The organism is Desulfosporosinus acididurans (genome assembly GCF_001029285.1).
In the GTDB taxonomy this organism is placed as follows: Bacteria; Bacillota; Desulfitobacteriia; order Desulfitobacteriales; family Desulfitobacteriaceae; genus Desulfosporosinus; species Desulfosporosinus acididurans.
Map to the genome: position 1 here is coordinate 170520 of NZ_LDZY01000001.1, position 23944 is coordinate 194463.

Annotated in this window: 19 protein-coding genes, 1 tRNA gene and 1 riboswitch; of the genes, 5 read left to right on the top strand and 15 right to left on the bottom strand. The window is 41.7% G+C overall.

Annotated features, from left to right (window positions below):
- Positions 1–10 precede the first annotated feature (10 nt).
- On the bottom strand, positions 11–772 hold the full coding sequence (locus DEAC_RS00795; RefSeq protein ID WP_047808130.1) for a DnaD domain protein: 762 nt from the start codon (positions 770–772) through the stop codon (positions 11–13).
- A 237-nt stretch (positions 773–1009) separates the two neighbouring features.
- On the opposite strand from DEAC_RS00795, the gene DEAC_RS00800 reads away from it, so the two are divergent.
- On the top strand, positions 1010–1600 hold the full coding sequence (locus DEAC_RS00800; RefSeq protein ID WP_047808363.1) for an HD domain-containing protein: 591 nt from the start codon (positions 1010–1012) through the stop codon (positions 1598–1600).
- Positions 1601–1636: 36 nt separating this feature from the next.
- Here the strand turns inward: DEAC_RS00800 and DEAC_RS00805 are convergent, their stop codons facing one another.
- The 14 genes from DEAC_RS00805 to DEAC_RS00870 all read right to left on the bottom strand — a co-directional run bounded on the left by DEAC_RS00805 (position 1637) and on the right by DEAC_RS00870 (position 20590).
- A complete protein-coding gene (locus DEAC_RS00805; protein ID WP_047808131.1) occupies positions 1637–3370 on the bottom strand; it encodes an MBL fold metallo-hydrolase in 1734 nt (577 codons plus the stop codon).
- A 115-nt stretch (positions 3371–3485) separates the two neighbouring features.
- On the bottom strand, positions 3486–4121 hold the full coding sequence (locus DEAC_RS00810) for a response regulator (protein ID WP_047808132.1): 636 nt from the start codon (positions 4119–4121) through the stop codon (positions 3486–3488).
- Positions 4118–5260 carry a sensor histidine kinase gene (locus DEAC_RS00815; protein ID WP_047808133.1) on the bottom strand — a complete coding sequence of 381 codons (1143 nt, stop codon included), beginning with the start codon at positions 5258–5260 and terminating at the stop codon, positions 4118–4120. Before DEAC_RS00815 ends, DEAC_RS00810 begins: the two co-directional genes overlap by 4 nt.
- A gap of 110 nt (positions 5261–5370) precedes the next feature.
- Positions 5371–6264 carry a hypothetical protein gene (locus tag DEAC_RS00820; protein ID WP_047808134.1) on the bottom strand — a complete coding sequence of 298 codons (894 nt, stop codon included), beginning with the start codon at positions 6262–6264 and terminating at the stop codon, positions 5371–5373.
- A gap of 266 nt (positions 6265–6530) precedes the next feature.
- A complete protein-coding gene (locus DEAC_RS00825; RefSeq protein WP_047808135.1) occupies positions 6531–7325 on the bottom strand; it encodes a methyltetrahydrofolate cobalamin methyltransferase in 795 nt (264 codons plus the stop codon).
- 73 nt (positions 7326–7398) lie between these two features.
- The gene (locus DEAC_RS00830; RefSeq protein WP_047808136.1) at positions 7399–8361 is read right to left on the bottom strand and encodes an acetyl-CoA decarbonylase/synthase complex subunit delta; all 963 of its coding nucleotides are present in this window, start codon (positions 8359–8361) and stop codon (positions 7399–7401) included.
- Between the two features lie 15 nt (positions 8362–8376).
- Positions 8377–9138, bottom strand: coding sequence for an ATP-binding protein (locus tag DEAC_RS00835; RefSeq protein WP_047808137.1), 762 nt, complete (start codon positions 9136–9138; stop codon positions 8377–8379).
- 22 nt (positions 9139–9160) lie between these two features.
- Entirely contained in the window at positions 9161–11065 is a 1905-nt protein-coding gene (locus DEAC_RS00840; RefSeq protein ID WP_047808138.1) for an ASKHA domain-containing protein, read from the bottom strand.
- A gap of 127 nt (positions 11066–11192) precedes the next feature.
- The gene (gene acsC / locus DEAC_RS00845) at positions 11193–12521 is read right to left on the bottom strand and encodes an acetyl-CoA decarbonylase/synthase complex subunit gamma (protein WP_047808139.1); all 1329 of its coding nucleotides are present in this window, start codon (positions 12519–12521) and stop codon (positions 11193–11195) included.
- A 93-nt stretch (positions 12522–12614) separates the two neighbouring features.
- Positions 12615–14795, bottom strand: a complete 2181-nt coding sequence (gene acsB / locus DEAC_RS00850) for an acetyl-CoA decarbonylase/synthase complex subunit alpha/beta (protein WP_047808140.1) — start codon at positions 14793–14795, stop codon at positions 12615–12617.
- 17 nt (positions 14796–14812) lie between these two features.
- Complete coding sequence (gene cooS / locus DEAC_RS00855; RefSeq protein ID WP_047808141.1) at positions 14813–16831, bottom strand: anaerobic carbon-monoxide dehydrogenase catalytic subunit; 2019 nt, start codon at positions 16829–16831, stop codon at positions 14813–14815.
- 65 nt (positions 16832–16896) lie between these two features.
- The gene (locus tag DEAC_RS00860; RefSeq protein ID WP_047808142.1) at positions 16897–17661 is read right to left on the bottom strand and encodes an ATP-binding protein; all 765 of its coding nucleotides are present in this window, start codon (positions 17659–17661) and stop codon (positions 16897–16899) included.
- Positions 17662–18017: 356 nt separating this feature from the next.
- Positions 18018–18875, bottom strand: a complete 858-nt coding sequence (locus DEAC_RS00865; RefSeq protein WP_047808143.1) for a DegV family protein — start codon at positions 18873–18875, stop codon at positions 18018–18020.
- Positions 18876–19306: 431 nt separating this feature from the next.
- Positions 19307–20590 (bottom strand): IS110 family RNA-guided transposase, encoded by a 1284-nt coding sequence (locus DEAC_RS00870; protein ID WP_047808144.1) that lies wholly within the window; start codon positions 20588–20590, stop codon positions 19307–19309.
- Positions 20591–20843: 253 nt separating this feature from the next.
- Between DEAC_RS00870 and DEAC_RS00875 the strand changes: the two genes are divergently transcribed.
- The 4 genes from DEAC_RS00875 to DEAC_RS00890 all read left to right on the top strand — a co-directional run bounded on the left by DEAC_RS00875 (position 20844) and on the right by DEAC_RS00890 (position 23908).
- Positions 20844–20920, top strand: a tRNA-Pro gene (locus DEAC_RS00875).
- 319 nt (positions 20921–21239) lie between these two features.
- The gene (locus tag DEAC_RS00880; RefSeq protein ID WP_047808145.1) at positions 21240–21779 is read left to right on the top strand and encodes a GNAT family N-acetyltransferase; all 540 of its coding nucleotides are present in this window, start codon (positions 21240–21242) and stop codon (positions 21777–21779) included.
- A gap of 53 nt (positions 21780–21832) precedes the next feature.
- Positions 21833–21947, top strand: a riboswitch (FMN riboswitch).
- Between the two features lie 202 nt (positions 21948–22149).
- Entirely contained in the window at positions 22150–23235 is a 1086-nt protein-coding gene (gene ribD, locus DEAC_RS00885; RefSeq protein ID WP_242847044.1) for a bifunctional diaminohydroxyphosphoribosylaminopyrimidine deaminase/5-amino-6-(5-phosphoribosylamino)uracil reductase RibD, read from the top strand.
- Between the two features lie 22 nt (positions 23236–23257).
- On the top strand, positions 23258–23908 hold the full coding sequence (locus tag DEAC_RS00890) for a riboflavin synthase (protein ID WP_047808147.1): 651 nt from the start codon (positions 23258–23260) through the stop codon (positions 23906–23908).
- The last annotated feature ends 36 nt before the right edge of the window (positions 23909–23944 follow it).

A 23944-nucleotide genomic window follows, 5' to 3' on the forward strand; every position in this document is an offset into this window, starting at 1 on the left:
CCCTATTCTCTTAAAGATAAAAGTTGTCATATTTGTTCGAAGAAGTTTTAGGTCCCTGTTTTTTGGGCCTTGAAACCTTTTTCTCTTGCCGAGCTTGAAAATATGCATCCTCAGCTTCTACTTCCATCTTAGTTCGTAATCCTTTTTTCTCCCATTCTCGAAGTATCGAATCTAAATACCTAAAGTTTCGGATTCCTGCGCTAACTCCTCGTCTTAATGCCTCGATGATAAGTTCTTCAGAAAAATGAGTGGCTAGCCAACGATCTAAGTTCTCGCATTCAATACTTGTTAGAGGTCTTCCAAGTTCTTGTTCAAAAACACGAACTAAATTTTCCATTGGCGATTTTACAGGAGTCGGGGCAGACGTTGATTGAGTTTGCCGTAAAGTTCGTTCTTCTTCTAATTGTTGAGAACGTTCAATAGCCCACAATTCCGCAAGCTCATCAATTAAAGCAACAAAACAATAACTATTTAGCCACTTTTGTTCTGCAGAATTCCAGTATCGTTCGATTGCCAGTAAATTTCGCTCCACCAAATGGCCGACACTTTCTTCGATTTCCGTTAAAGTAGCACTCATACGAGCAGCTAAGGTAGCTAAGGAAGGATAAGGATTGGTCTCAGCTTCACAGAGAATCTGAATTAAGACCATTACTTCACGATCTGTTATACCCATCGTTTTATAGTGAGTTAATAGATATTTAGGAACTGAAACGACTCCAGAAAAGAAAAGAGCTTGTGTAAAGCTCCCATAAACACTTGTCTTATTGCTCATGTGCAAAATCACTCCCTGTTTACATCCATGAAAAACCATACAAAACCATTATAAATATTCCTAGATTATTCTCGCTTTTAAACAATATTCCTGCTCAAAAGCCAAAGACTTGACTCCATAATAATCGAATCAAAAGATATCTAAGAGTCATTAGTAATAAAGTATTTCCATATTTTAGGAGGATTTTTTCTTCCTATGGCGTATATAGTTTCAAAAGAAGCTAAGGAGGCCAACTATATGAAGTTCCGCCAAGAACTTATTCAGATCGTCGAAAAATCAGGTGCTCATCCTGCCTGGGGAATCAAACATTGTTTTAGGGTATACCATTTGGCAAAGGAACTATCCTCCCATCTAATGCTTGATGATGAGGTGTTATTTGCTGCAGCAATGCTTCATGATACGGGGAAATACCCTATTTATGCTATTAAAAATGTTGACCATGCATTACGCTCAAAAGGAGTGGCTGCTAACCTTTTACAACAAATGATGTTCTCTCCCGATAAGATACCTTTGATTTTAGACGCTGTTGAAAATCACATGTATTATTCCGAACCGGGTCGCAGTGACGAGGCTGTATATTTACGCGAGTCTGACATACTGGATAACCTGGGAAATATCGGTTTAATGAGATTATTTAGCTGCGTAGGGCAAGACGAATTAATTCAAACACCTGAGCAAGCTGTTGAACGGGCTCGACTTTTCGCTGACGCTTTGCCTGACAAAGTATCCACCAAATCCGGGAAACGATTGGCTATTAAGCGACGTGAAGAAACCCTCCGCTTCCTTGCCGGAATCAAACGCCAAACGGCAGAGTTTGCCTGGATCTAATAACAATTACCTTGGATAGCAGCGCATTAATTCATTCTATTTGCGCCGATTGACCTTCTCTTGATCTTCGAGCCATCGGGTCAAGCCGTCAAGCAGTTCAATAACCCGGTCATAATTGCGAGAGCGATTACCTTCATCAAGTATCTTTTTAAGACGATGTCGAAGTCTAATGTAAGCTCTGTTAACTTGGGCTCGTGAATGATGAGATTCAAGACGACTTGTCCGCTTCGTTGGCAAGGATACAGACTTTGGTCTTGATTCTTTAACAGGGGGCTCTGCAGAAAGAGCTTGATTCGCCTCTCCAGTCCTCGCTGCAGTATCCTCCAATATCCATGGCTTGTCAGGAGCATGCCGAACAAACTGATCAGATATATATTCAAATACTTCTCCTAATTGAGGGATAACTGGTGTCGTTCCGAATATATCCTTAATCTTTTCAGAAAACGTAGTTTGAGCCTCTAACTCTCCGTGAATAAGAACAATCTGCTCTGCCTTTTTCCCTAAAAGCGACAGCCACTGAAGAAGTTCGGCTTGATCAGCGTGAGCAGATAAGCCATCCATATGCTTTATACGGGCTTTGACTGCTACTTTTTCGCCGTGAATAGTTACTGTTTCAGCGCCTTCAGAAAGAAGTCTGCCTAGAGTTCCTTGGGCCTGGTAGCCAACAAACAACACAGTAGCATTACTGCGCCATAAATTATGCTTTAAATGATGTTTAATCCTACCGGCATCAGCCATTCCACTAGCAGCAATTATAATAGCGCCGCCTTCTATTTCATTAAGAGCCATGGATTCTTCAGCAGTTTGGCTGAAATGTACATTTGCCAGTGTAAGGGGACTGCTTCCCTGTTTAATGAGCTCACGAGTTTCTAAATCAAAGTGTTCTGTATTTTCCTGAAATATCTTAGTTGCAGCAATTGCTAAGGGGCTGTCTATATACACAGGCAGAATTGGTATTCGATGTTCGTCCTGTAGTTTACGAAGATAATAAAGAAGATCTTGCGTACGCTCTATAGCAAAAGCCGGAATAATTAAATTTCCTCCAGCTTCGTAGGCAGAGCGAATCGTTTCGGCAAGTTGTTCCGCACGATCCGTCATCTTGCCAAGTTCGTCATGAAGACGGTCCCCATAGGTCGTTTCCATAATCACGATTTCTGCATCACTTAAAATACTTGGGTCTTCAAGATAGGGTTGATTAACATTACCAATATCGCCAGAGAAAACTATGGATTTAATAAAGTCTGCTTCTTTGACATGAAGTACGACATGTGCAGAACCTAAAATATGTCCCGCATCATATAGTTCAAAAGATATGGTTGGAACCAAATTAACGAGTTCATGATAGGATATAGGCTGAAAATATGGCAGGGTGTCCAAAGCATCCTGAACGGTATAAATCGGATCTAACGGTTTAAGTCCGGCCCTTTCTCGTTTTCTGTTTTTTCGTTCGATCTCCATTTCTTGAATGTGACCGCTGTCAGGCAACATGATAGAACATAACTTAATCGTCTCAGGTGTTGCCCATATTTTGCCTTTAAATCCATGTTTCACCAGTTTTGGGAGCATACCTGAATGATCTGTATGAGCATGGGTCAAGATAACAGCATCCAGACTGGAAGGATTATAGGGAAAGTCTCCGTAATTCAACTCTTTAAGTGCCTTTGATCCCTGAAACATCCCACAATCAATTAAAATTCGCGCTTTATCGGATTCCACGAGATACGATGATCCAGTTACAACTTGAGCTGCACCAAAAAAACTAATCTTCATGAATAATCCTCCACTTATAAAAGTCTGAAAACCGAAACGGCCCTTAATTATTCGAGTTTATTTCATCTTACCTTCTAGAGGCTTATTTAGCAATAGATTATTATTTTATTACATTTTAATCCAGTTGAATCAGTTTAAGTTTAACAGCCTTCAGTGCTGCTTGAGTCCGATCTTCCACTTCCAATTTCCTGTAAATACTGGACAAATGATTTTTTACTGTCTTTTCACTTATAAACAAAGCAATACCAATTTCTCGATTTGAAGATCCTTGAACCACATAATGTAGGATCTCTAATTCTCGATCACTAAGGCCACATGTATTCTTAACCGGTGGTTGGGACAGTTGTCCCATTAATTTTCCGGTAACAGCCGGCGACAAAATCGGTTCACCGTTATATACCTTGTATATCGACTCTATCAGTGTCTTCGAGTCCACATCTTTGAGTAAATACCCGGCAACACCAATTTGCAGTACTTGAAAAACTTTATCGTCAGAATCATCAACTGTAAGAACTAAAATACCAATGTTAGGTTTTTCGCGACGAATAACCCGCCCCGCTTCCAGTCCATTAACCCCTGGCATATTTAGATCCATTAACAAAATATCGAATTCCAAAGTCCGTGCAATATTTATGGCACCTTGTCCATCTCCAACTTCTGCCACGACTTTAATGCCATCTTCAAATTCCAAAATACGCCGTAACCCCTCTCGCAAAAGAGGGTGATCATCGGCGATAACTATTTGTATCATGGTTTGTCCCCCCCCTCAAGCCTTGATGGAATTGAAAATTCGATAATTGTACCTTCCCCACAACAAGATTGAAGCGAAAAACGTCCATAAAACATTTCTACTCGTTCCCTCATACCTATAAGACCGAAATGCTCTCCCGGCGTCTGCATTGTTGAATCAATATCAAAGCCTTTTCCATAATCCTGAATTCGAGCTGAAGTCCAATCGTCTTGAAAATTAAGAACAATCTTAACTTTAGATGAATGTGCATGTTTGGCCACATTTGTGATGCCTTCTTGGATTAGTCGAAAAAGTGCCACTTCCATTGTTGGAAAAAGCCTTTTTTCAGATCCTTCAATAAGCAATTCACATTCAATCCCATAGGTTTCACTAAAATTATCCAGATATTTGGAAATTGCTGCAATCAGTCCCAAGTCGTCCAGCGCCATAGGACGTAAATCAAAAATAATTCGTCGGATGTCTTGAAGGTTTGCCCGAACCAAATTTTTCAGATCCATCAGTTCTGCCTTTACACGACTGGGATCATACTCTAACAACTTTCCAGCGATCTCTAAGCGTAAAACAATATTAGCGAGAGTTTGAGCCGGTCCATCATGTATTTCTCTGGCAACACGTCGTCTTTCGTCTTCCTGCGCCTTTATAACTCGCAACCCCAGCTCTTGACGTTGTTCATGGCATTGGAAATTAAGTGCTCCCTCAATCCCGCCTTGTAATAGACTAATCGCCATGCTTACCTGGGTCATTAAGTTTTGAGCTCGTTCAATAGTTGCTCGCATCTGATTTAAGGATCGTTCCAGCTCATCCCTTCGCTTACGTAATTGCGCTTCTCTTGATTGCAGAAGCTGCAATGTTACCTGGGCATCTTTTGCTTCTGCATAAGCTTCAATCATTTCCTTTTGAGTATATTTTTGAAAGGATCTATTAACTTCCATTAACATCATGCGTTTTTGTCTATCAACTTTTTCTTGAGCATCCACCTGAGATATAATCTCAGAAATATCTGACTTTAGCTGAGAGAGCTCGTTTGTTAATCGAAGGGTCTCATTGCGCGATGTTTCCGCTATAAAAAAAATCTCCTCTTTCCCCGATTCAATCGCGGCCAAAGTATTTTTTATAATTTCCCCCAACTTATCAGACAAAAAATAAACCTCTTTTCATCGTCTTTTCATCGTAATGTCGTATTACAAAATAATATATAAATTATTCGACAAAGAAATAGTATTTCCTACTACCAGGTAATAAAAAACCATTATTTCACGAGTGCTCTTCCTTTCTGACGTAAAATCTGTCGAATCCCTCTTTCCACTCTACGTGGGTATAATAGGTCTTCATAACTGCAAATCAACGCCTTCCATCCTTGTCGATTTAATAGTTTAGTATTGCAAAAATTAGAGGGATCATCCAAACAAATCAGCAAATCTTCTATTTTGGCGAAGACTGGCTGATTAGCGACTTTCATATTCCATTGAATTGATTTGCCAGGATAGATTGTTTTTAACACATACTCTAACCGCTCTTTTGCTTCGTCACTATGAGATTGGCAATCCAGACCCTTTTCATCATCATCCTTATGCTGTAAGTTCATAGGAACTTGTGCAAATTCTATGGCTTCTAGAGGCGGCTCCTGATAATCCTTAATTGTTTCATTTACTAAAGATAGAGCTGGTCCTATGTTTTCTGAGCATTCTTCAAAGTCCACATCCTTGTGAATAGATAATTCCTCTTCGCTTTCAAAATCTTGATTTAAAGATATTATTTTATCGAAATTATTATAAGCTTCTTCAATTGGAATCTTGGGCACCACCGGTTCAGAAATCTCCTCGTTCCTTGCAATATTTATCGCCTGAGAGACCCCTTCAGCTAGCATTCGACTCTTTATATCAGCAAAAGAAGGAAAGTTATTTATAATCTTCTTAGCTGGGAGCTGTTGTTCGATAAGTTGCTCAACACCCTCCTTAAGGTATTCCGGTGGAAATATTGCGATACTTTGCAGTAATATTGTAAGCTTGACAACAATTCGACATCCTTTGTTAAACTCCGTTTCAGCATCTACGCCTTTTAAGAGGCAAACTGTGAAAATCTTTTCGGTAATTTGCTCAATCCATTCATGAATTCGAGGATCATTATGGAAATACGTTTCCAAAAAATCCACCTCCAGATTTAGTTTCTGTAGATAGCTATGCTTGTATCTTCTTAAGTATGAATAGAAATTCGTTTAAGTAAATAAAAAACTCCTCAGATTTTCTGAGGAGTTTTATTTGAATAGCCAATTGTTTTTTCGCTGCTAAGTATTCCTATTGGGAAAGGCGGCTCGGCAATAATGTCCGCTGGACATTATTGGATCTGAAGCCCCGATGTTCTGCTTTAGCGTAAGCGAGTTCACTTTGTAACTTATTGAGAAGGAAAGTGTTATCGGGAGCGAAAAACTTTCAAATAAGAATCGGCATAAATACTCTTATTCAGCAGGATTTGAGCCGTTGCAGCCACATCAACCAAATCATCATCATTAGCGTCCATAATGGCTGCATCCAGTCCACAAGCAATAGCCATTGCAAGGTAGGTTCTATTGATCAAATTGCGATCTGGTGACTTTTGGGATACATTTGATAAGCCAAGAACAGTACGGGGAGCTGGATCGGCCAACATTTTAACTTGACGCAGACTCTCTAAAACCTCAGGAGCATGTTCCTGGGCAACATTAACCGGTAGAATCAAGGGGTCTATGAAAAGATCTTCCATTCTCAGTCCGTATTCATCAGCTGCTGCCACTAATTCCATGGCAAAAGCCACCCGGTTTTCCGAATCTTTGGGGATGCCCTTTTTATCCATGGTTAAGCCAATAACACCGGCATTATACTGAATAGCCATTGGAAATACACGTTCAATTTTGACTTGCTCAGCAGGGCATGAATTGATAATTGCAGGACGTTTACAGACCTTCAAGCCCGCTTCAATAGCATTATAATTCGTGGAATCAAGAACCAAGGGCAAATCTGATACTTCTTGGATAACATTGACCATCCACTCATAAGCTTCAACACGTTCCTCTGTCGGAATGGCGGGGCCGGAGTTAACGTCCAGATAATGAGCTCCGCCTTCTTGTTGTTTTACAGCCCAGTGCTGAATTGGTTTAGGGTCTTTACTACGAAGGGCATTTCCAATGTCAGTAAACATTCCATTGATACGTTCTCCAAAAATAAGCATTAAATCACGACCTTTCATTATTATCAAACTGATATTAGAGAAAGTCAAAATTATGAGCAAACGTTGAAAAAGGTTATTTACTCATCATATCTGCTATGTTTTTCTGGACTAAACGCACTGCAGCAGGATTACGCATAATAAGAATGCTGGCACCAGCTTGGAGCATAGCCGAAGCCGTCATGGCTTCCCAAAGAACGCCTCTGTCTTGGAGATCTCCCCATCCTGGAAACTCATCAGCTGAAGCGTTAGCTTCTTTGCATCGGTTTGACTCATAGCCAACAGTACAAATCATAGGCATCGAGAGCATTTTGTCGTTAGCCAAAGAACCTAAGCGAGCACGCTCCATAATTGAATAAGCATATTCGATTCCAAAGCCGAGTCCGCCAATCATTGGATCAATGACAATTTTGTTGAGTGCTAAACCCATTTCATTGATTAAAATATTAAGCTGTTTGCAGATATTAATATCGAGTGGAGAACGGGCAATAATCGTATGCTTATGAACCATTGCCGCAGCTGTAATCGATTTATAGTTATCTTGCTCCGCAAGTCCGATAAGAAGATTCTCTCCTGCAGCCGCTTCAGCAATTACAGCCATAATTTCATTATTCTTATCGTCATTATCACACCCGACAACAATAAGAGGAACTCCAACAGCCGCCAAAACCTCTTTAACAATCCGGGCACAATCTTCAGGAGATCGATTTTCCCCATCAGGATCAGCGCCGTTTAACTTTAAGTAAATTAAATCAGCTTTAAATTCTTCAACACATTTTTTAGCCCAGGCAGCCGGATTATTAAGAACATCCCCAAATTGGTTCATTATTGCCTCGTTCCACGTCGGTACTATGTCATTGACTTCCATAGCAATGACTGGACGGTTTTTCAGTTCTCCTTCAAAGTGAAGATACGGTAAAGCACTATCTCCACCCACAGTGACGGTTGAAGTTCGAGTTCCTCCTTGTTCAGAAGTTGCACCGAGAACAACCTCTCCGACTTTACTTGAATATCTCTCTTTTACTAATGCAACGGACATGAACTTCTCTCCTTTCTAGTTAAAGATTCCGGCACGATTCAAAATGCTTTGCACAGCCTTGACCGAGACGGCATCATCTGGTAAATCGAATAATGGCTTTCCTGCCAAGTCATATTCCGCAACCATTGGATCAAGCGGAATATCCCCTAATAAGGTGAGACCTGTTTGCGCAATTTCTTCTTTGAGCAATTCCAAACTGTCGGTATTTGTCTTAGTGACAATTAAATATAATGTCCCAACTGCAGATTTTAGGCCTTGAATAAGCTCATAGACCCTTCGAGCAGAACGGATTCCTCGTGCTGACGAATCACTAATGACAAACATGACATCAATATGAGGAATTGTTCGACGACTAATATGTTCAAGGCCCGCTTCGGAATCAACGACTACATAATTATAGCCTTCTCCGATAGTCTCAAGATGTTTGCGCAGGATATCATTTGGATAACAGTAGCATCCTGCTCCCTGTGGTCCACCCATGACAAGAAGGTCTATATCCTTAGTCTCCACCAGAGCCTGTTGAAGTTTATACTCGATAAAGATATTTTTAGGCATTCCTGTGGGAATGGCTTTAGGATCTTTACTTTGCTCAAGCACATCTGAAATTGTTCCAGTAACTTCTAAACCTAAAGCCTCATCCAGATTTGCATTAGGGTCGGCATCAACGGCAAGAATAGAAATTTCTTTTCTTTGTTGAACCATTTGTTTTAATAATAATGCAGTAAATGTCGTTTTCCCTACCCCGCCTTTACCTGCAACTGCTATATATTTTGCCATTTAAAAGACCTCCATTTTAACCTTAATGACAAGATGGAAATAGGGATAAGTCGGTATGCGGCAAAAACAGAGCGGATACATACTCGTCCATAAATGTTGCCCCAACCGATAGTTCAACATAAGTCATCTTACGTCCTAACTCTTCCGCTTCCCGCCAGGCAGCTTGGGATAATAAGGCTAGTCTTGCACCTTTTACGGAAGAATTCCCAATAAATTCAAACCGTTCCGGTTCAAGATCGGGCAGCAAACCTATTTGAATGGAATCATGAACATTGAGGTAATTACCAAAACCGCCGGCGATCACGATACGGCTGATCATTTCGATGTCTACGGCAACCATATTAAGCAAGGAACGAATCCCGGCATAAACAGCGCCTTTAGCACGAATAATATTTTTCACATCATTTTCAGTAATGACAACGTCTTTTTTGCCGCCTGCTTGGTGTGCCCAGGCTAAGACAAATTCTTTATCATCAGCGGTCGCACGTAAGCGCTCAGATCCTGAGGAATGGCCTAATTGAAAGTTCCCGGCCCGGTCGATTATGCCGACAATAAGTAATTTGGCCACACAATCAACGAGCCCTGAACCGCAGATTCCAACCGGCAAACATTTTCCAATTACTTTAAGGGATACATCCAGAGTATCCGGATCTATAACGACTCGCTCGATAGCCCCAGGCATGGCTCTCATGCCAAAGGTTATCCCGCCCCCTTCAAAGCTTGGACCTGCAGAACATGCACAAGATACAAGCCAATCTTGATTGCCGAGAACAATTTCACCGTTAGTGCCAATATCGATAAATAATGTAATGTCTTCTTCGTTGGCTAAATCTGTAACTAACGTTCCTGCAACAATGTCACCGCCAACATAACTTGCAACCGAAGGATAGCAATGAACCAATGCCTCGGGTAACATGTGCATACCGGCATCACGGGCCGTAACAAAAGGTACAGTCGACATAGTAGGAATATAGGGTTCCAATCGAATGTACTTTGGATCAACACCTAAAAACAACTGGGTCATCGTTGTGTTTCCGGCCACCACGGCACTAGCAATATCCTTTGGGCTGTTCGAATGACGACTTAGAAGTTTATCCAGAAGATCATTGATAGTTTCTAAAACAGCTTGACGTATTTCTTGTAAGTTTTCTGCATTTTCAACCGCAAAAACGATCCGAGAAATAACATCGTCTCCATAGCGTGCCTGCTTATTGTAGGATCCCTGCTGATCAACAATCTGACCACTGGAAAGTTCTATTAAATAAACTACGACAGTAGTTGTACCAATATCAATCGCCAGCCCAAAAAGAGGGTTATCATTACCTGCTTCAACATTTGTCACCATAAAACCAGATTCGAGATCTGTTAAAGTAACTGAGACATCCCAATTGGCTTTGCGCAGTATCTCAGGCAAATGCTGAAGAACTGATAAGGGAATGTGGATAGGTTTATCTCCAGCTTTGAGAACACGTCGAAGTTCCATATGAAGTCGAGCCCAATCATTGGTATTTTCCGTCAAAGTTGGAGCCGAAAGTACTATTCTTTGTTTTGTTGCCAGAGGGTGATGCCCAAACTTTTCAAGCAAATCATGTTCGCTTTCCCGTAAAAGTCCTTTTTGTGAATCTCCTAATAAGACCTGGTGTTCTTGGAGCCTGGATTCAGGAGGCACCTCGATGGTCAGGTCTCCTTGAACAATCGTTTGGCAGGCTAACCGAACTCCCTTGGCAAGTTGTTCGGGCGTGAGGTTTCCAGTCCCTATTACTTGAGGTTCCCCATTCAGAACGACTACTTTACAGGCACCGCATGTTCCTTTACCTCCGCACCCTGATTTAATGAATATTTCAGCTTGAGCTGCTGCGGTGAGCAACGATGTTCCTATTTCTACTTGAATAATGCGGTCATCGGGCATGAATTTGATTTCGGGCATCTTGTTCACATCCTTAATCTACTGAAAAATCACTTTTGCAAATCGAGTACAAACTCTAAAACAGTGCTCTCCAGATCAACTGAACTATTAATAATAAATTAGACTATTGTGCCAATTGTTTATAAGATTACATGAGTTGTGATTTGGCAAAAGAAATGATGCCGCTGGATTCACGAGGACCAACAACTACTTTCCAGCCGGTTAATTCTCCCAGTTTGCCGGATATCACGGCGACATAACCTGGAATAATTAAATTTCGATGCTTTACTTTATCGGCAATACCACTGGCTTCCATGGCCTGAGCAATTTTGTCAGGTTCAAACTTTCCTGCTGCATAAGCTGTAAGCACTGAAGTTCCATCCGTATCAATAGGAAGTATATAACTCGGAATCTTCGTTGCTTCGACCTCACCTTCTACGCTGTAATAAGTTAAGGAGAAGTTCGTCGTAACATAGAATGGAGAGTTTTCATTCACTTCTCCCACAGAATGAAGCTTTGGTTCAACCTGAATGGGTTTTTGGGGATCTGTGTAAAGGTTTTGCCGTAAAGTCATTAGTGGTAAAATATGAGCTTTGGCACTTGTATTTAAAACAATAGCGCTGGCATATTTAGCCACATAAACAGAAGCTTCCAATATTTCATCCAGGGGTTCTGGGTGACTGGTATAAGCAACCACCGGATAACCAAAGGGCCGAAATTTTTTCTTAATCGCTAAACGACGAAGATGGGTCAAATTCGCCAACGTTTCTACCGGTTTTCTCGAACCTGGATCTAAAACAAACTCTTTATAACCTAAAGCCTGAGCTTTCTCGACAAGGTCATTCAAAGCATCAAGACCATCAGCTTTTAATATGACAGGAACTGAATTCTCTTTAGCAAGATTAACCATAGCTTCGTAGTTTTCTGCTGTTGCCTCACCGACTAAAGGTTTGCGGGCAGCTAAAGGTACAAGAGCCGCTTTCAACGCTTCAGGATTGCTGCTTAACAAAAGCAACGATTTATCAGTACCTGCAGCCACCATACTGGCTACTTTTTCAAAACGTGCTGCATCTCCTGATTCATTGACAACAGCAACTCCATCGATAGAATAGTGAAGGCCGACACGATCGAACTCTAAAATGTTTATTTCTTGAACCTTCGCTTCTACGTCAGCATCACTTAATGCATCTGAGACTCGGATCAGCAACGTCGTGGGATGATAAAAGGTCTTGTCATGACGAAAAAGAACATTTTCGTCCCCAAGGACTGAATCTTTCCCAAATTTTATTGCTTTAATTGGAGGGGCAGAGGCAGAATCCAGGGCCTCTTTAGCTGCTGCCGTGACATACGGGCAGGTGTCTAATGCCGCTTTGCCAGAAGCTAAAGCCATGGCAAACGCCAGACAAGTTGGTACTCCACACTCTCCGCAGTTTTTCTTTGGTAATTGCTTATAAATTTCTAAACCTGTTAGTGCCATATTTAAACCCCTTTCTTATTGAGAATAGTAAAGAAGCAGACTCTAAGGCCCCTGAGTGATGACAACGGGGCCTTGAGTCGTTAGAGCTTTTTATTACATGAGTGGATCAAGACCGAAGCAGGGATGTCCGTTTTCCTCTAGGAAAGGTAATATTTCCTCAGCAGTAGTTCCGATGGACTCGTCCGCAATTTTATCGATAAAGTCTGCGCCTATTCCTTCATCAAGTGAACGCTGAACAAAATCTTCGCGTATGAATTCCTTCAGTTCTTTAGGCATCCAGATAATACGAGCAATTCCGCCGTCTGCGGGAATGAACTTTTTACTGAGAATATATGAGCGTCCAATACCCATAAAGCCGGGAGTCTGCATTCCTCCGCCGCAAGTTCCGGCTAATGTTGAAAATGTCATTCCGCAAGGAGTCATTCCGGAGTGTTCACGAGTTGTAATCATAAGACCATTTGCCTCCGGAACAATAGCCATAATGGCTTCAAAGCAACCACAGGAAGTCATTGGCCGATCCATTAAGGTATAAAGATTAACCTCTTCCAGAGTATTATTCGAAGCTTTATACAGGTAATCATTGCAGGACTGCCACATACCCTTTAAGTCGTCAATGGCCAGTCCCTTAGGAATTGGCTGATTAGGACCATTAGGAGCAATTTCATGAGAGGCTTTAGCATCCAGCCAACTCACAGCACCGCAGAGACCAACCCGTTCTGGGGTAACAATGCATACGTGATTGGGTGCAAAAGACTGGCAAAGCAAACATGAATAAAAGTCTTCGACAGATTCATCGGTCAGACTCCTCATGCGGTCATCGCGGGCCTTATAACGTTCGCGGGCAAGAACAATACCCTCATCAACGGCTGCTTGATCGAGCATGATGGTGACTTCGACCCGGTCAATAATAGCTGGGAATTCTTCTTTTAATTTAGCAATCAAAAGTTCTCCAAAGTGTTTCATCAAGAAACCTTTTGCCCGAGCATCTTTGGAAATACGTACCCAACACAAATCACGCTGTGCCACGTGCCAAACGCCTTCGCCATAATTTGCGAAATAGTGAATTCTGCGTTCAAAAACACCTTCGAAATCAGCTTGCATCTTACGTCCATAGATATCTACTTTTATTCCTAAAGGAAGTTTAGATCCCTCAGGAACAGTATCAATATCCGGACCTATCACAGTGACTCGTCCGTCTTCAATATTATCAGGACCTACCATTTGAACAAGTTCGAAAGCGGTTGTTCGTCCGCCGCCGAATTCAACGTAGGTATCTCCTTTGCGAATGGTCTCACCTTCAAAGGCCGGGCCAAAGTTAACCGGAATGGGCAGCTCGATATTCGTTAATTTTATGCCCCGAACTTCCAAGGCTAAAGGAACTAATTTCTCATAATCAGGCTCGGAAATATACCAATCAGGGATTTGCATATCTTCGCCCAGAGTCTGATCTGTCAGAACTGGGAAGCCCATAAAAATTGCGCCCATTTCTGCGGCCACTTTTACATCATCAAGTTCTCCAAGATGCAGAACGAAAGCCCGAACCCTGCGACGCTGGTAATCACGATGATTTTCTCGTTCCCCTGCAGGAATACCACCAAAAGCAAGACCTGCTCTGAAAGCGTAATTTACCGCATGAATTACCTGTGTAAAGTTTCCTAAAGGGAAAGCGATATAATCCTCACCAATTTTAACGTTCTCTTCAAGTAATTGCTCAATAACCTCATCGCAAAGGAAGATCATAAATCCTTTGCCCATTAAATTATCTATAATTTTCTTAGCAGCTTTTGAATCTTTAGCTCGCCCAAGAACAACCGCTACGCCCGGAATAGTCCAGTCAACCATCTTAATACCGTGTTTCCGAACAACAGGGTCACCTAAGAATCCTGTCCACGGTTTAACTTTAGGTTCATCACCTCTGAGATAATGAATCGTTTCAATAACTTCAGCGGCATAAAGAACTGACTCACCCCAAAGTCTGGCATTTTCAAATGTAAGTTCCGTACGAACCTGATTACGCAAGCGGTTAAGAATTGGAACTAATTCACCCAGCTTGGTCACCTTTTCACCGGAAAGACATGTGATGACTGGGAGATAATAAGCAGTATCAGGATAACCAATCGTCTGAGCTTCACCGTAATCTTTAATAGCACGATTAAGCAGAATTTCGGCATAGGTCATGGCAATTACGGTTCCATCATAAGCTTTGCGCAATAATTTTTTGGGTTGATTATTTGGGTCCTTAATAGCTTCTTCATATATTTGTTCCATTGACATCAGACATTCCTCCTTTCTTACCAGCCTTGAGCTATTGGGGTCTCATTTTTCTCTGCAGTTTTCTTATGGATATTAAGCTTCCACGTCCGATACTCCAAAGCATTAAGAAGTTTTTGGGCACCAATAAGCGGATCCACTTCAAAAATAAAGTTTCCTCCGAAAACATCATGAGCAATTTGAGTGGTAATACCGTAGACCAGATCGCTTCCTTCAACAGGCGGCAAACTTCCTACATGTGTCGGCAATCCTAAGGTGACACACCATGTCCCAATAGCAACCGCTTTTTCATGCATAGCTTCTGGAGCTGAGGCCACAAAGGGCACTTTTGGTATATCAACTCCGAGTTCATCGGCCATGGCAACCGCTAAATCTGAAGCTCTGCTATTGTCTACACACGAACCTACGTGGAAAACTAAAGGCAAGCCAGTCGTCAGCTGAGGATTGGCATTTTCCAGCATTTTCAGGAAAGATTTAAGTCCTTCTCCTGCATAGGCTTCTACTGCCAGGGGTGACATTAGACCGAACTTCGCGAAGGCTCCAGCCGAACAACCTGTTGCAATGACAAAAACATCATTTTTCACAAGCTCTTTTAAAATTGCAATGTGAGACTCGTCCTGTGATCGCTTCAAGTTGTTACATCCGGCCATTAAGGCAACTCCCTTAATTTGTCCGCTCAGAATTGCATCGGTGAGAACAGAGATCGGTCGTTCGGGACATACTTTTGAGAAAATATCTGTGAGAGCTTCAATGCTGAAACCGGCAACCAGTTTATGTCGTTCATTAGGAATGGAAATCTTATTTGGATCTCGCTGTTTATAAGCTTCAATAGCGATGGTTACAAGTTTCTGAGCATCTTCCATAGCTGTTTCTGGTTTAAAGGCAAGATGTTGAGCCCCTGGAGTTTTCATAATACCTTCTGTGGTAATAATTTTAGTATGGAAACATTCCGCAGCTGTTTGGACTGACGGATAAATACATTGGATATCAACCACCATGGCGTCTAAAGCACCGGTCATAATAGCCATTTCTTGCGAAGCGGAAGAAGTTGCTAAATAGACTCCTTCTCTCATGAGCAATTCATTTCCTGTACAGCAAATCCCGACAACGTTAATTCCTTCAGCACCAACTTTTTGTGCTTCTGCTTTCATTTTTCGAGCTGCTGCTACAACCATCTCACTGAGGACTGGATTATGGCCGTGAACTGCAATATTCACCATTTTAGGATCGATTACCCCGAGATTCGCTTCAGAAACAATAGGTTCGGGAATTCCAAACAAAACATCGCTGAGAGTAGTTCCCACATATTCTCCGGCTAAATCAGCCAGAGCAGTTTTAATTCCGCCGAAAATAATATTTACCGGGTCGTTATCAACACCCATTGCCGTTTGTGCAATTAATTCAGTAACGGTACCATCAATTGCTTTGGGCATAACATTGGTATGCTGAAATTTATTACGACGTCCCTGGGTCATGAAGGAATCGAGAAAAGCTAAAGGACGATCTTGGTAGCGGCCAAAATCTGCATATCCCAGTTCAACAACATCTTTCAAAATTTCCTTATCTTCACGGTCAAGAGTTGAAATTCCTAACCTTTGAGCTAATTTATGCAGTTTAGCTGTTGATTTTATTTCATAATCCGGGGCGTGACCTTCTACTAAAGCATGGGCGGTATGAAGAACATGACGTGCGTGCTCCGAGTGAGATGCTGCTCCTCCGGCAATCAGACGTACAAGATTACGAGAAACAATGGTATAGGCAGATGCCCCGCAAATTCCGCGGCTGCCAGGACCGTCTTCCTTTTTAACCCTACAAGGACCAGCGATACAAATTCGGCAGCATACACCTTTGTAACCAAATGTGCACTGCGGTTGTTGAGCTACTACGCGGTCAAAAACTGTTTCGATGTTTTTACCTTCCAGCATTTTTAACATTTGCAAGGCACCTGGATCTGACGTACGAACAGGATTTTTCGGATCTACAACTCTTGGTGCATCCGATGGCCGGGCAGTATGGGTTAAATCCCGATATCTAGGCATGTTACAACCTCCTCTTTAATAAGATCCTCTTCTCATACTCTTATTGCTGCTAATGAAAACTCCTGTCATCTCCCTTCATCGATAATTTTTTCATAAATTGTATTGAGCTGAACTCCCAGAGACCCTTCAGGCATTGGAATACTGCCTGTATTGATGGACATTTCCAACAGTTCGTCGCTGTAAGGGATGATGCCGATAAGTTGCTCTGTAGAAAAGTGGTCTCTAAGAAACTTTTCATCGTTCACATTACGAATTTTGTTGCCTATAACAACGATACGAGGAATACCTAGCTCATTGGCAAGTTGTTGAATTACATGAACAGTTTGTACACTCACCTTGGAAGGTTCTGTAACAATTACCAGAACATCAACACCTAAGGCTGTTCCTCGTGTTAATTGTTCTATTCCTGCACCCATATCAAGAATTACTGTATCTTTTTCTCCAAGAATAAGAGAATTGACCAAAGCTTGCAGAAAACTGTTTTCCTTACAATAGCAAGAAGTTCCGCCGCCTTTTATATTCCCCATTCGAAAAAAGCGAAGTTGTCCAAGAGAGACACTGTAATCATCTAGGATATCGTCAACATTAGGATTTAGCGGATAAAAGGCGCCAGTCCCCCCCATGCGCTCTTCTATAAGTTCCTTCATATCAACAATAGCTTTTAAATTTGCCAGTACCTCATCGGGAAATCCCAATACCGTCCCCAAGCTTGCATCGGGGTCTGCGTCAACTGCTAATACGGTAATACCCTTTTCCACTAACCAACGGGCAAAATTTGCAGTAAAGGTGGTTTTCCCAACTCCACCTTTACCGGAGATTGCGATTTTCATCTGTCTACCACTCCTTTAGCTGCTATATGCAACCATTTCCTGGAACAAGCTTTGGGTATATAGTTATATTCTTTTTTTCTTTGGTTAATCCTGCAAACATTCTGAATTTATTTTAATATTTTTACTTTTTTTATAGAGAAAATTATCGTTATTTATTATAATATTCTGTATATTGTATAAAATTATGTTAACGCCACCTGTTTATTATTTGTGAAATTAGTTTTATATTTCAGTTTGCATGTTCTTGAGTAATAGCGATCATTATTTACTGGTTGGAGTTCCTACTGTAATTATGATGACTTATGTTTAAAGCAAACATAATTTCCTTGAAATCTATGTGAGCTGGAATTTCCAGCTCATTCTATTGGCCAAGGATGAAATACCAAGCCAAAGGCACCTGTTCCGACATGAGTTGCAATGACAGCACCTGCTTCAAACAATCTTACTTCATGTTCAGGATAGCGCGATTTAAGTTCCTCCATAAGCTCCTCCCCTTCTTTTGGAATATTGACATGCATAACACATATTCGAAAGCGTCTTCCGCTCAACATCGCTCTCGTTAATTCATCGAGAACCCGCTGCCAAGCCCTTGACCGGGAACGAACTTTATCAAAAACATCGATCTGGCCCTGTTGATTGAAATAGAGAATAGGTTTGATCTGAAGCAAAGTACCGATCAAGGCAGCTGCACCCCCGATTCGTCCGCCTCGCCGCAGATTCTCCAGTGTATTAACAATAAAATAAAGCTCCGTTTGTTCTTTTAGTGACTTAAGGTTTTGCATAATTTCCGCAGCATCTAATCCATTCTCTGCCCATTCCGCTGCCGCCCATGCCAAAGCTCCGAGCCCTAAGGCCGAAGACTGGCAATCAAAAAGATATATTTTTTTGTTGGAAGCAAGCTCAATTGCCATTTGAGCAGATCTTAAAGTTCCGCTTATGGCACTCGAAAGATGAAGACTAATTATTTTTTCTACGCCTTGTGAATACAAGGATTCATAGGCTTCAAGAAAAGCTCCAACCGATGGTTGGGAAGTTGTTGATAAACTATTAATATGATTAAGCTTTTCGAAATATTGCTCATTCGATAATTCTGTTTCCGAAAAAGTCTCTGTGCCGATGATCACTGAAAGGGGAACGATTGTTATCTGGAATTGCTTCACTATATCATTCGTTAAATATCCTGTTGAATCCATCACAATTCCTGTTTTTCTCAAGTTTCTTCTCTCCCTATAATATCTTGATATTTTCTTTAGATATCTCGTATTTTCATAGAATTCCTAGCTAACCAAATTAGCTCACCACGGATAGAATTCGCATAAAATGTCTAATTCGGAGAAATTGGATATGGCAAAGCCAACGTCTACTATTTGTGGATATGTTGGCCGTTGTAAACCCATGATTCTCACGGTGGTAAACCTCCCATGTCTAACAGGGTCAAGATTATAAATCTGCCCTAAATTCCTTCGTTCCACCTATCCATGATTGGGTGTCAGTTATGCTCCTCTACCGAGTCCTTGCTCTAATGGAAAAATATGCGACTGACTACCAGCTCTTTTGTTTTGCTAGGTTACCTGGATTGCTCGCTTCTGTGGTGACGCTTTAACCCACAGATCGTTTGTTTCTTATGGTTTCGCTGCTATTCTAATTACGCTGCTAAATGCTCAACTGGACGATGAATGTCCTTAATTAGCTTTTCTGGATCGTATTCTGTACCTTTTGTTAATATTGCATAGAACACCCGAATTAGTTTACAGCTTAAGGCAATTAGTGATTGTTTCTTCTTCAGGGGATTCTTGATCCTTGTTGTGTAGTAGTTGTGTATCTCTGCAAACTCTGCGTTTTTTGCGACTAGCGGCATCACTGCTTGAAATAGGATTGCCCTCAGTCGTGCGCGGCCGCGCTTACTGATCGTGGTCTGTCCCTTGTGCTTACCTGAGCTGCTTTCTCGTAAGGCTAAGCCCGCAAGCTTTTGGATCTGCTTTGGAGAATTAAAGCGTCTAATATCTCCAACTTCGGAGAGAAAGCCTGCCACGGTAACAAGGCCAACACCTTTAATTTCAAGTAACTTCGCTACTTCTGGTATCTGACGGCACAACTCATCGATGGTTTCTATGACTGCCTGATATTGTGCTGTTTTAGTGTGATAGTCTTGGAGTAATAGCTGAATTTCCATTCGGGAACAAGACTCTCCTTCGGTGCAACCAATGCTCTTCTGAGCAGCTTCATACAGGCTCTTAGCCCTTTTCATTCCGACTGCTCTCAACTTGTTGTCTCTCCAAATTCGGTTTATTCCTTCTACTCCAAGTCTTTTGATATCCCTAGGTTGCGGGGCAACTTGCAGAACCAGCATGCTACTTGTCGCATCAAACTTTCCAAACACCGTTTCATGCTCGGGAAAGTAGATTTTCAGCCACCTCTGAATGCGATTTTTTATACTGCTCATTTCCTTTTGGATGCGCATTCTGCAAGCCATCGCTATTCGCAGTTCTGCATAGATCCCCTCCGGGATATAGGGCTCATTGTATCTCCCCTCGATGACCAGCTTAGCAATTGTTTTGGGGTCCTTAGCATCCGTTTTGCTGGGGTGGTTGTCATCAAGCTCCTTACTACGCTTTACATGGAATGGGTTTACGAGGACTAGCTTAATGCTTTGCTCTTTTAGATATGATGCCAGGCCGAACCAGTAATGGCCGGTTGGCTCTGCGCCTACCACTATGCAGTCCTTTTGTGCTTGACCTTTTAAACGTTCAATCCATGCATAGAAATCCCTGAATCCTTCAGCACTGTTTTCAAACTTGAATACTTTGCCCAGCTCTACTCCTCGCCAGTCGAAAGCCCTGGCGTAATGAAGCTCGCTGGCGATGTCCACTCCGATAACAATACTTCTTTCAGAAAGTTGCTTTAGTTTCTCGTTTTGTGTAAAATTCATTTGGGATGACCTCCGTTATTTTGATTGGATTCTGTTGGCCAACAGTCCTTTCAAATTGTAACGTGAGGTCTTCTTTTTGACAAAGCTCATTTTTTCCTACTACAGGAATGCTCCTCAAGATTTATGACCGGTTTATCCCATCAGAACTGACTTTTTATCTCCTTACGAAATTAATATTTCTAACTCTGTACAAATAATGTTGACAGGATCAAAAGGGTTTGTTATTATAGTATTCGTTCTGATAAACGAATTGCGGGGCGTAGCGCAGTTTGGTAGCGCGCTTGGTTCGGGACCAAGAGGCCGTGGGTTCGAATCCCGTCGCCCCGACCATCTAGTATTTGCGGATCTCCAGTTTTGGAGATCTTTTTATTTTTTGGTCATCTGATCCCATTTTGAACTCTTATTTTTTGAAGAGAAAAAATCCATATCTTTAGCAATTATTTTAATCCCTAATGGTTAATTATGTAAACACCAATTTCCTTTATTATGAAATAAAGGAAATTGGTCTATTACTATCTCGTCCAATAGTGAACTCGTTCAGCTAAAGCTGAACACTTAAATATTTTTTATTGTTTCGATTAGGTGCTACAATAGGTTATAAATCAGATGCACTATAATCTAAAGATAAAGCGCTGAGAAGGAGCCTAGCATGTTAGAAGGAAATAAAATAAAGATTCGCCCTATTGAAGAGGATGACATTGATATTATCTGCCAATGGTTAAACGATGAGGAAATTAATTATTGGTCAAGTGGAGCTTGGCCGCTAAATACTCTTTATTCCAAAGATCAAATCATGGAAAAGTATCTCGACGGCCCTTCTGACGTTTACCGGTACGCAATATTGAATGAGAAGAACTTGATAATTGGTACCATTGGTTTTAAAGAAGTCAATGTTCCAGGTCGTTCGGCAACCCTGTTTATTGTTATTGGTGATAAATCATATTGGGGTAAAGGCTACGGAACAGATGCTATTATAACCTTTGTTCGTTTTCTCTTTACTCAATGGAACTTTCATAGGATTTCATTGGATACCTGGGACGAAAACCTTCGGGCAATCAGAGCCTACGAAAAAGTTGGCTTTAAAATCGAAGGATGCCAGCGAGAGGCACGCTATGTACTGGGAACTTATCATGATGCTGTCCTTATGGGATTATTACGTGATGAATTTTTGATCCTTCACGGAAAATAATAGGTTGCCAAATTGCTGGACCTGGAGTACACTATAATCAAATTTAATAATAAACTATCCTCTGGGGTTGGGTGAAATTCCCTATCGGCGGTACAGCCCGCGAGCCTTTTTGGCAGATCCGGTTTAATTCCGGAGCCGACAGTAAAGTCTGGATGAGAAGAGGAATAGATTAAAATGCGTCTTTTTATACGCTTTTTTACTATGACTTTTAGCTCAACACTCGAGGATAGCGAGTGTTTTTTTATTTCCTAATTATTGGCTTTGCTCCTTTATGGTATTTACGATTTTTGGGGGAAACTATCTTAAAAAAGTTTCAGAAAGGAATTATATGCAGCGGGAAACTTTTCAAAAATCAACGGACGAAACTTTTATGTCTGAAGCCATTAAACTGGCGGGTCAGGCCTTGGGGAGAACTAGTCCGAACCCAATGGTCGGGTGTATTCTCGTCAAAAATAATCAAATCATCGGGCGCGGTTACCATCAAAAAGCCGGAACTCCTCATGCTGAAGTCCATGCCTTGTCAGAAGCTCAAGATCAAGCCAAGGATGCAACAGCTTATGTTACTTTAGAACCTTGCTCACATTTCGGCCGAACCCCGCCCTGCTCTGACGCTCTAATTAAGGCAGGCGTCAAACGTGTTGTTGTAGCTATGCAAGACCCCAATCCTCTCGTTGCAGGCCGCGGAATTCAACGATTACGTAAAGCCGGGATTCAAGTTGACGTGGGAGTATTGCAGCATGAGGCTGCATCCTTAAATGAAGCATTTTGCAAAGCAATAACCACAACTATGCCTTTCATCCTATACAAGACAGCCTTAACTCTAGACGGAAAAATTGCCACCGAAACCGGAGATTCTCGCTGGGTGAGCAGCGTGCTCTCTCGCCAATACGTCCATCAATTACGTAATCAATACGATGTTATTCTTGTTGGCAGTGAAACAATCCTTCATGACAACCCAGCACTAACCTGCCGCTTACCAGGCGGACGAGATCCTATTCGGCTTGTTGTTGACGGCCGATGCCGTTTAGCTGAAAACTCTCAGGTTCTCACCTCCTCCGCCGAAAGTCCTTGTATTATTGCTACAACAAAGGCAGCGCCGGTCGATAAGCTCAGTCGATTGCAAAAGCTTAAGAACGTTGAAATCTGGCAATACGATACGTCACGTTATGTCCCTCTTAAGCAAATGCTTAAAGATCTTGTTTGCCGAGGATGGATCAGTGTCTTACTTGAAGGCGGCGGTCGTTTAGCAGGTGCTCTTATTGAAAACGAGTGTGTCGACAAATTAGAATGTTTTATCGCTCCTAAATTAGTAGGAGGAAATGGGCCTTCTCCCCTTTCAGGCTTGAACATTCAATTGATGAAAGATGCCATAGAGCTCTATGACCTCCAGGCAGATATGAATTTTAGAGATATTCATGTAACAGGATATTTTAGGCCACATGAAATTATCCAGTAACGGCCTTTAAAGGAGGATACAAGTGTTTACCGGAATTGTTGAAGAACTTGGTATAGTACGTGATCTTCGCCTCTTACCAGACTCCGGAAAACTAACGCTGCAGGGAAAGAAAGTCCTTGAGAGAACCCAATTGGGAGACAGCATTGCTGTCAATGGGGTCTGCCTGACAGTGATTCAGCAAAACAGTGACGAATTTACCGTCGATGTAATGGCTGAAACTCTAGCGAAAACGAATCTTGGCGATTTGAAGAGCGGCAGCCGGGTAAATTTAGAGCGGGCCCTCCAACTCCAAACCCGCTTGGGAGGACATCTGGTGAGCGGGCATGTTGACGGCGTTGGTTCAATTCGTAAGATAACGCCCTGGGGTATTGCCAAACTTCTCGAAATCACTGCCCCTTCCACTCTTCTTTCCTTCGTTTTGCCCAAAGGATCCATTGCTATTGACGGAATTTCACTTACCGTTGTCGATGTAGAACATGATTACTTTTCAGTTTCTCTTATTCCTCACACTTTCCAAGAAACCACTTTAGGCTTAAAACAAATCGGCTCAAGGGTTAATTTAGAAACTGACCTGATAGGAAAATATGTTGCCCGTTTTATGGGGCTCAACCGAACTGCAGATTCCAAGGAAGATATTAGCATGACATTTTTGTCAGAAAATGGTTTTGCTTAGAGCCTGAGAATAATGGATAAAATTAAAAAGGAGTTG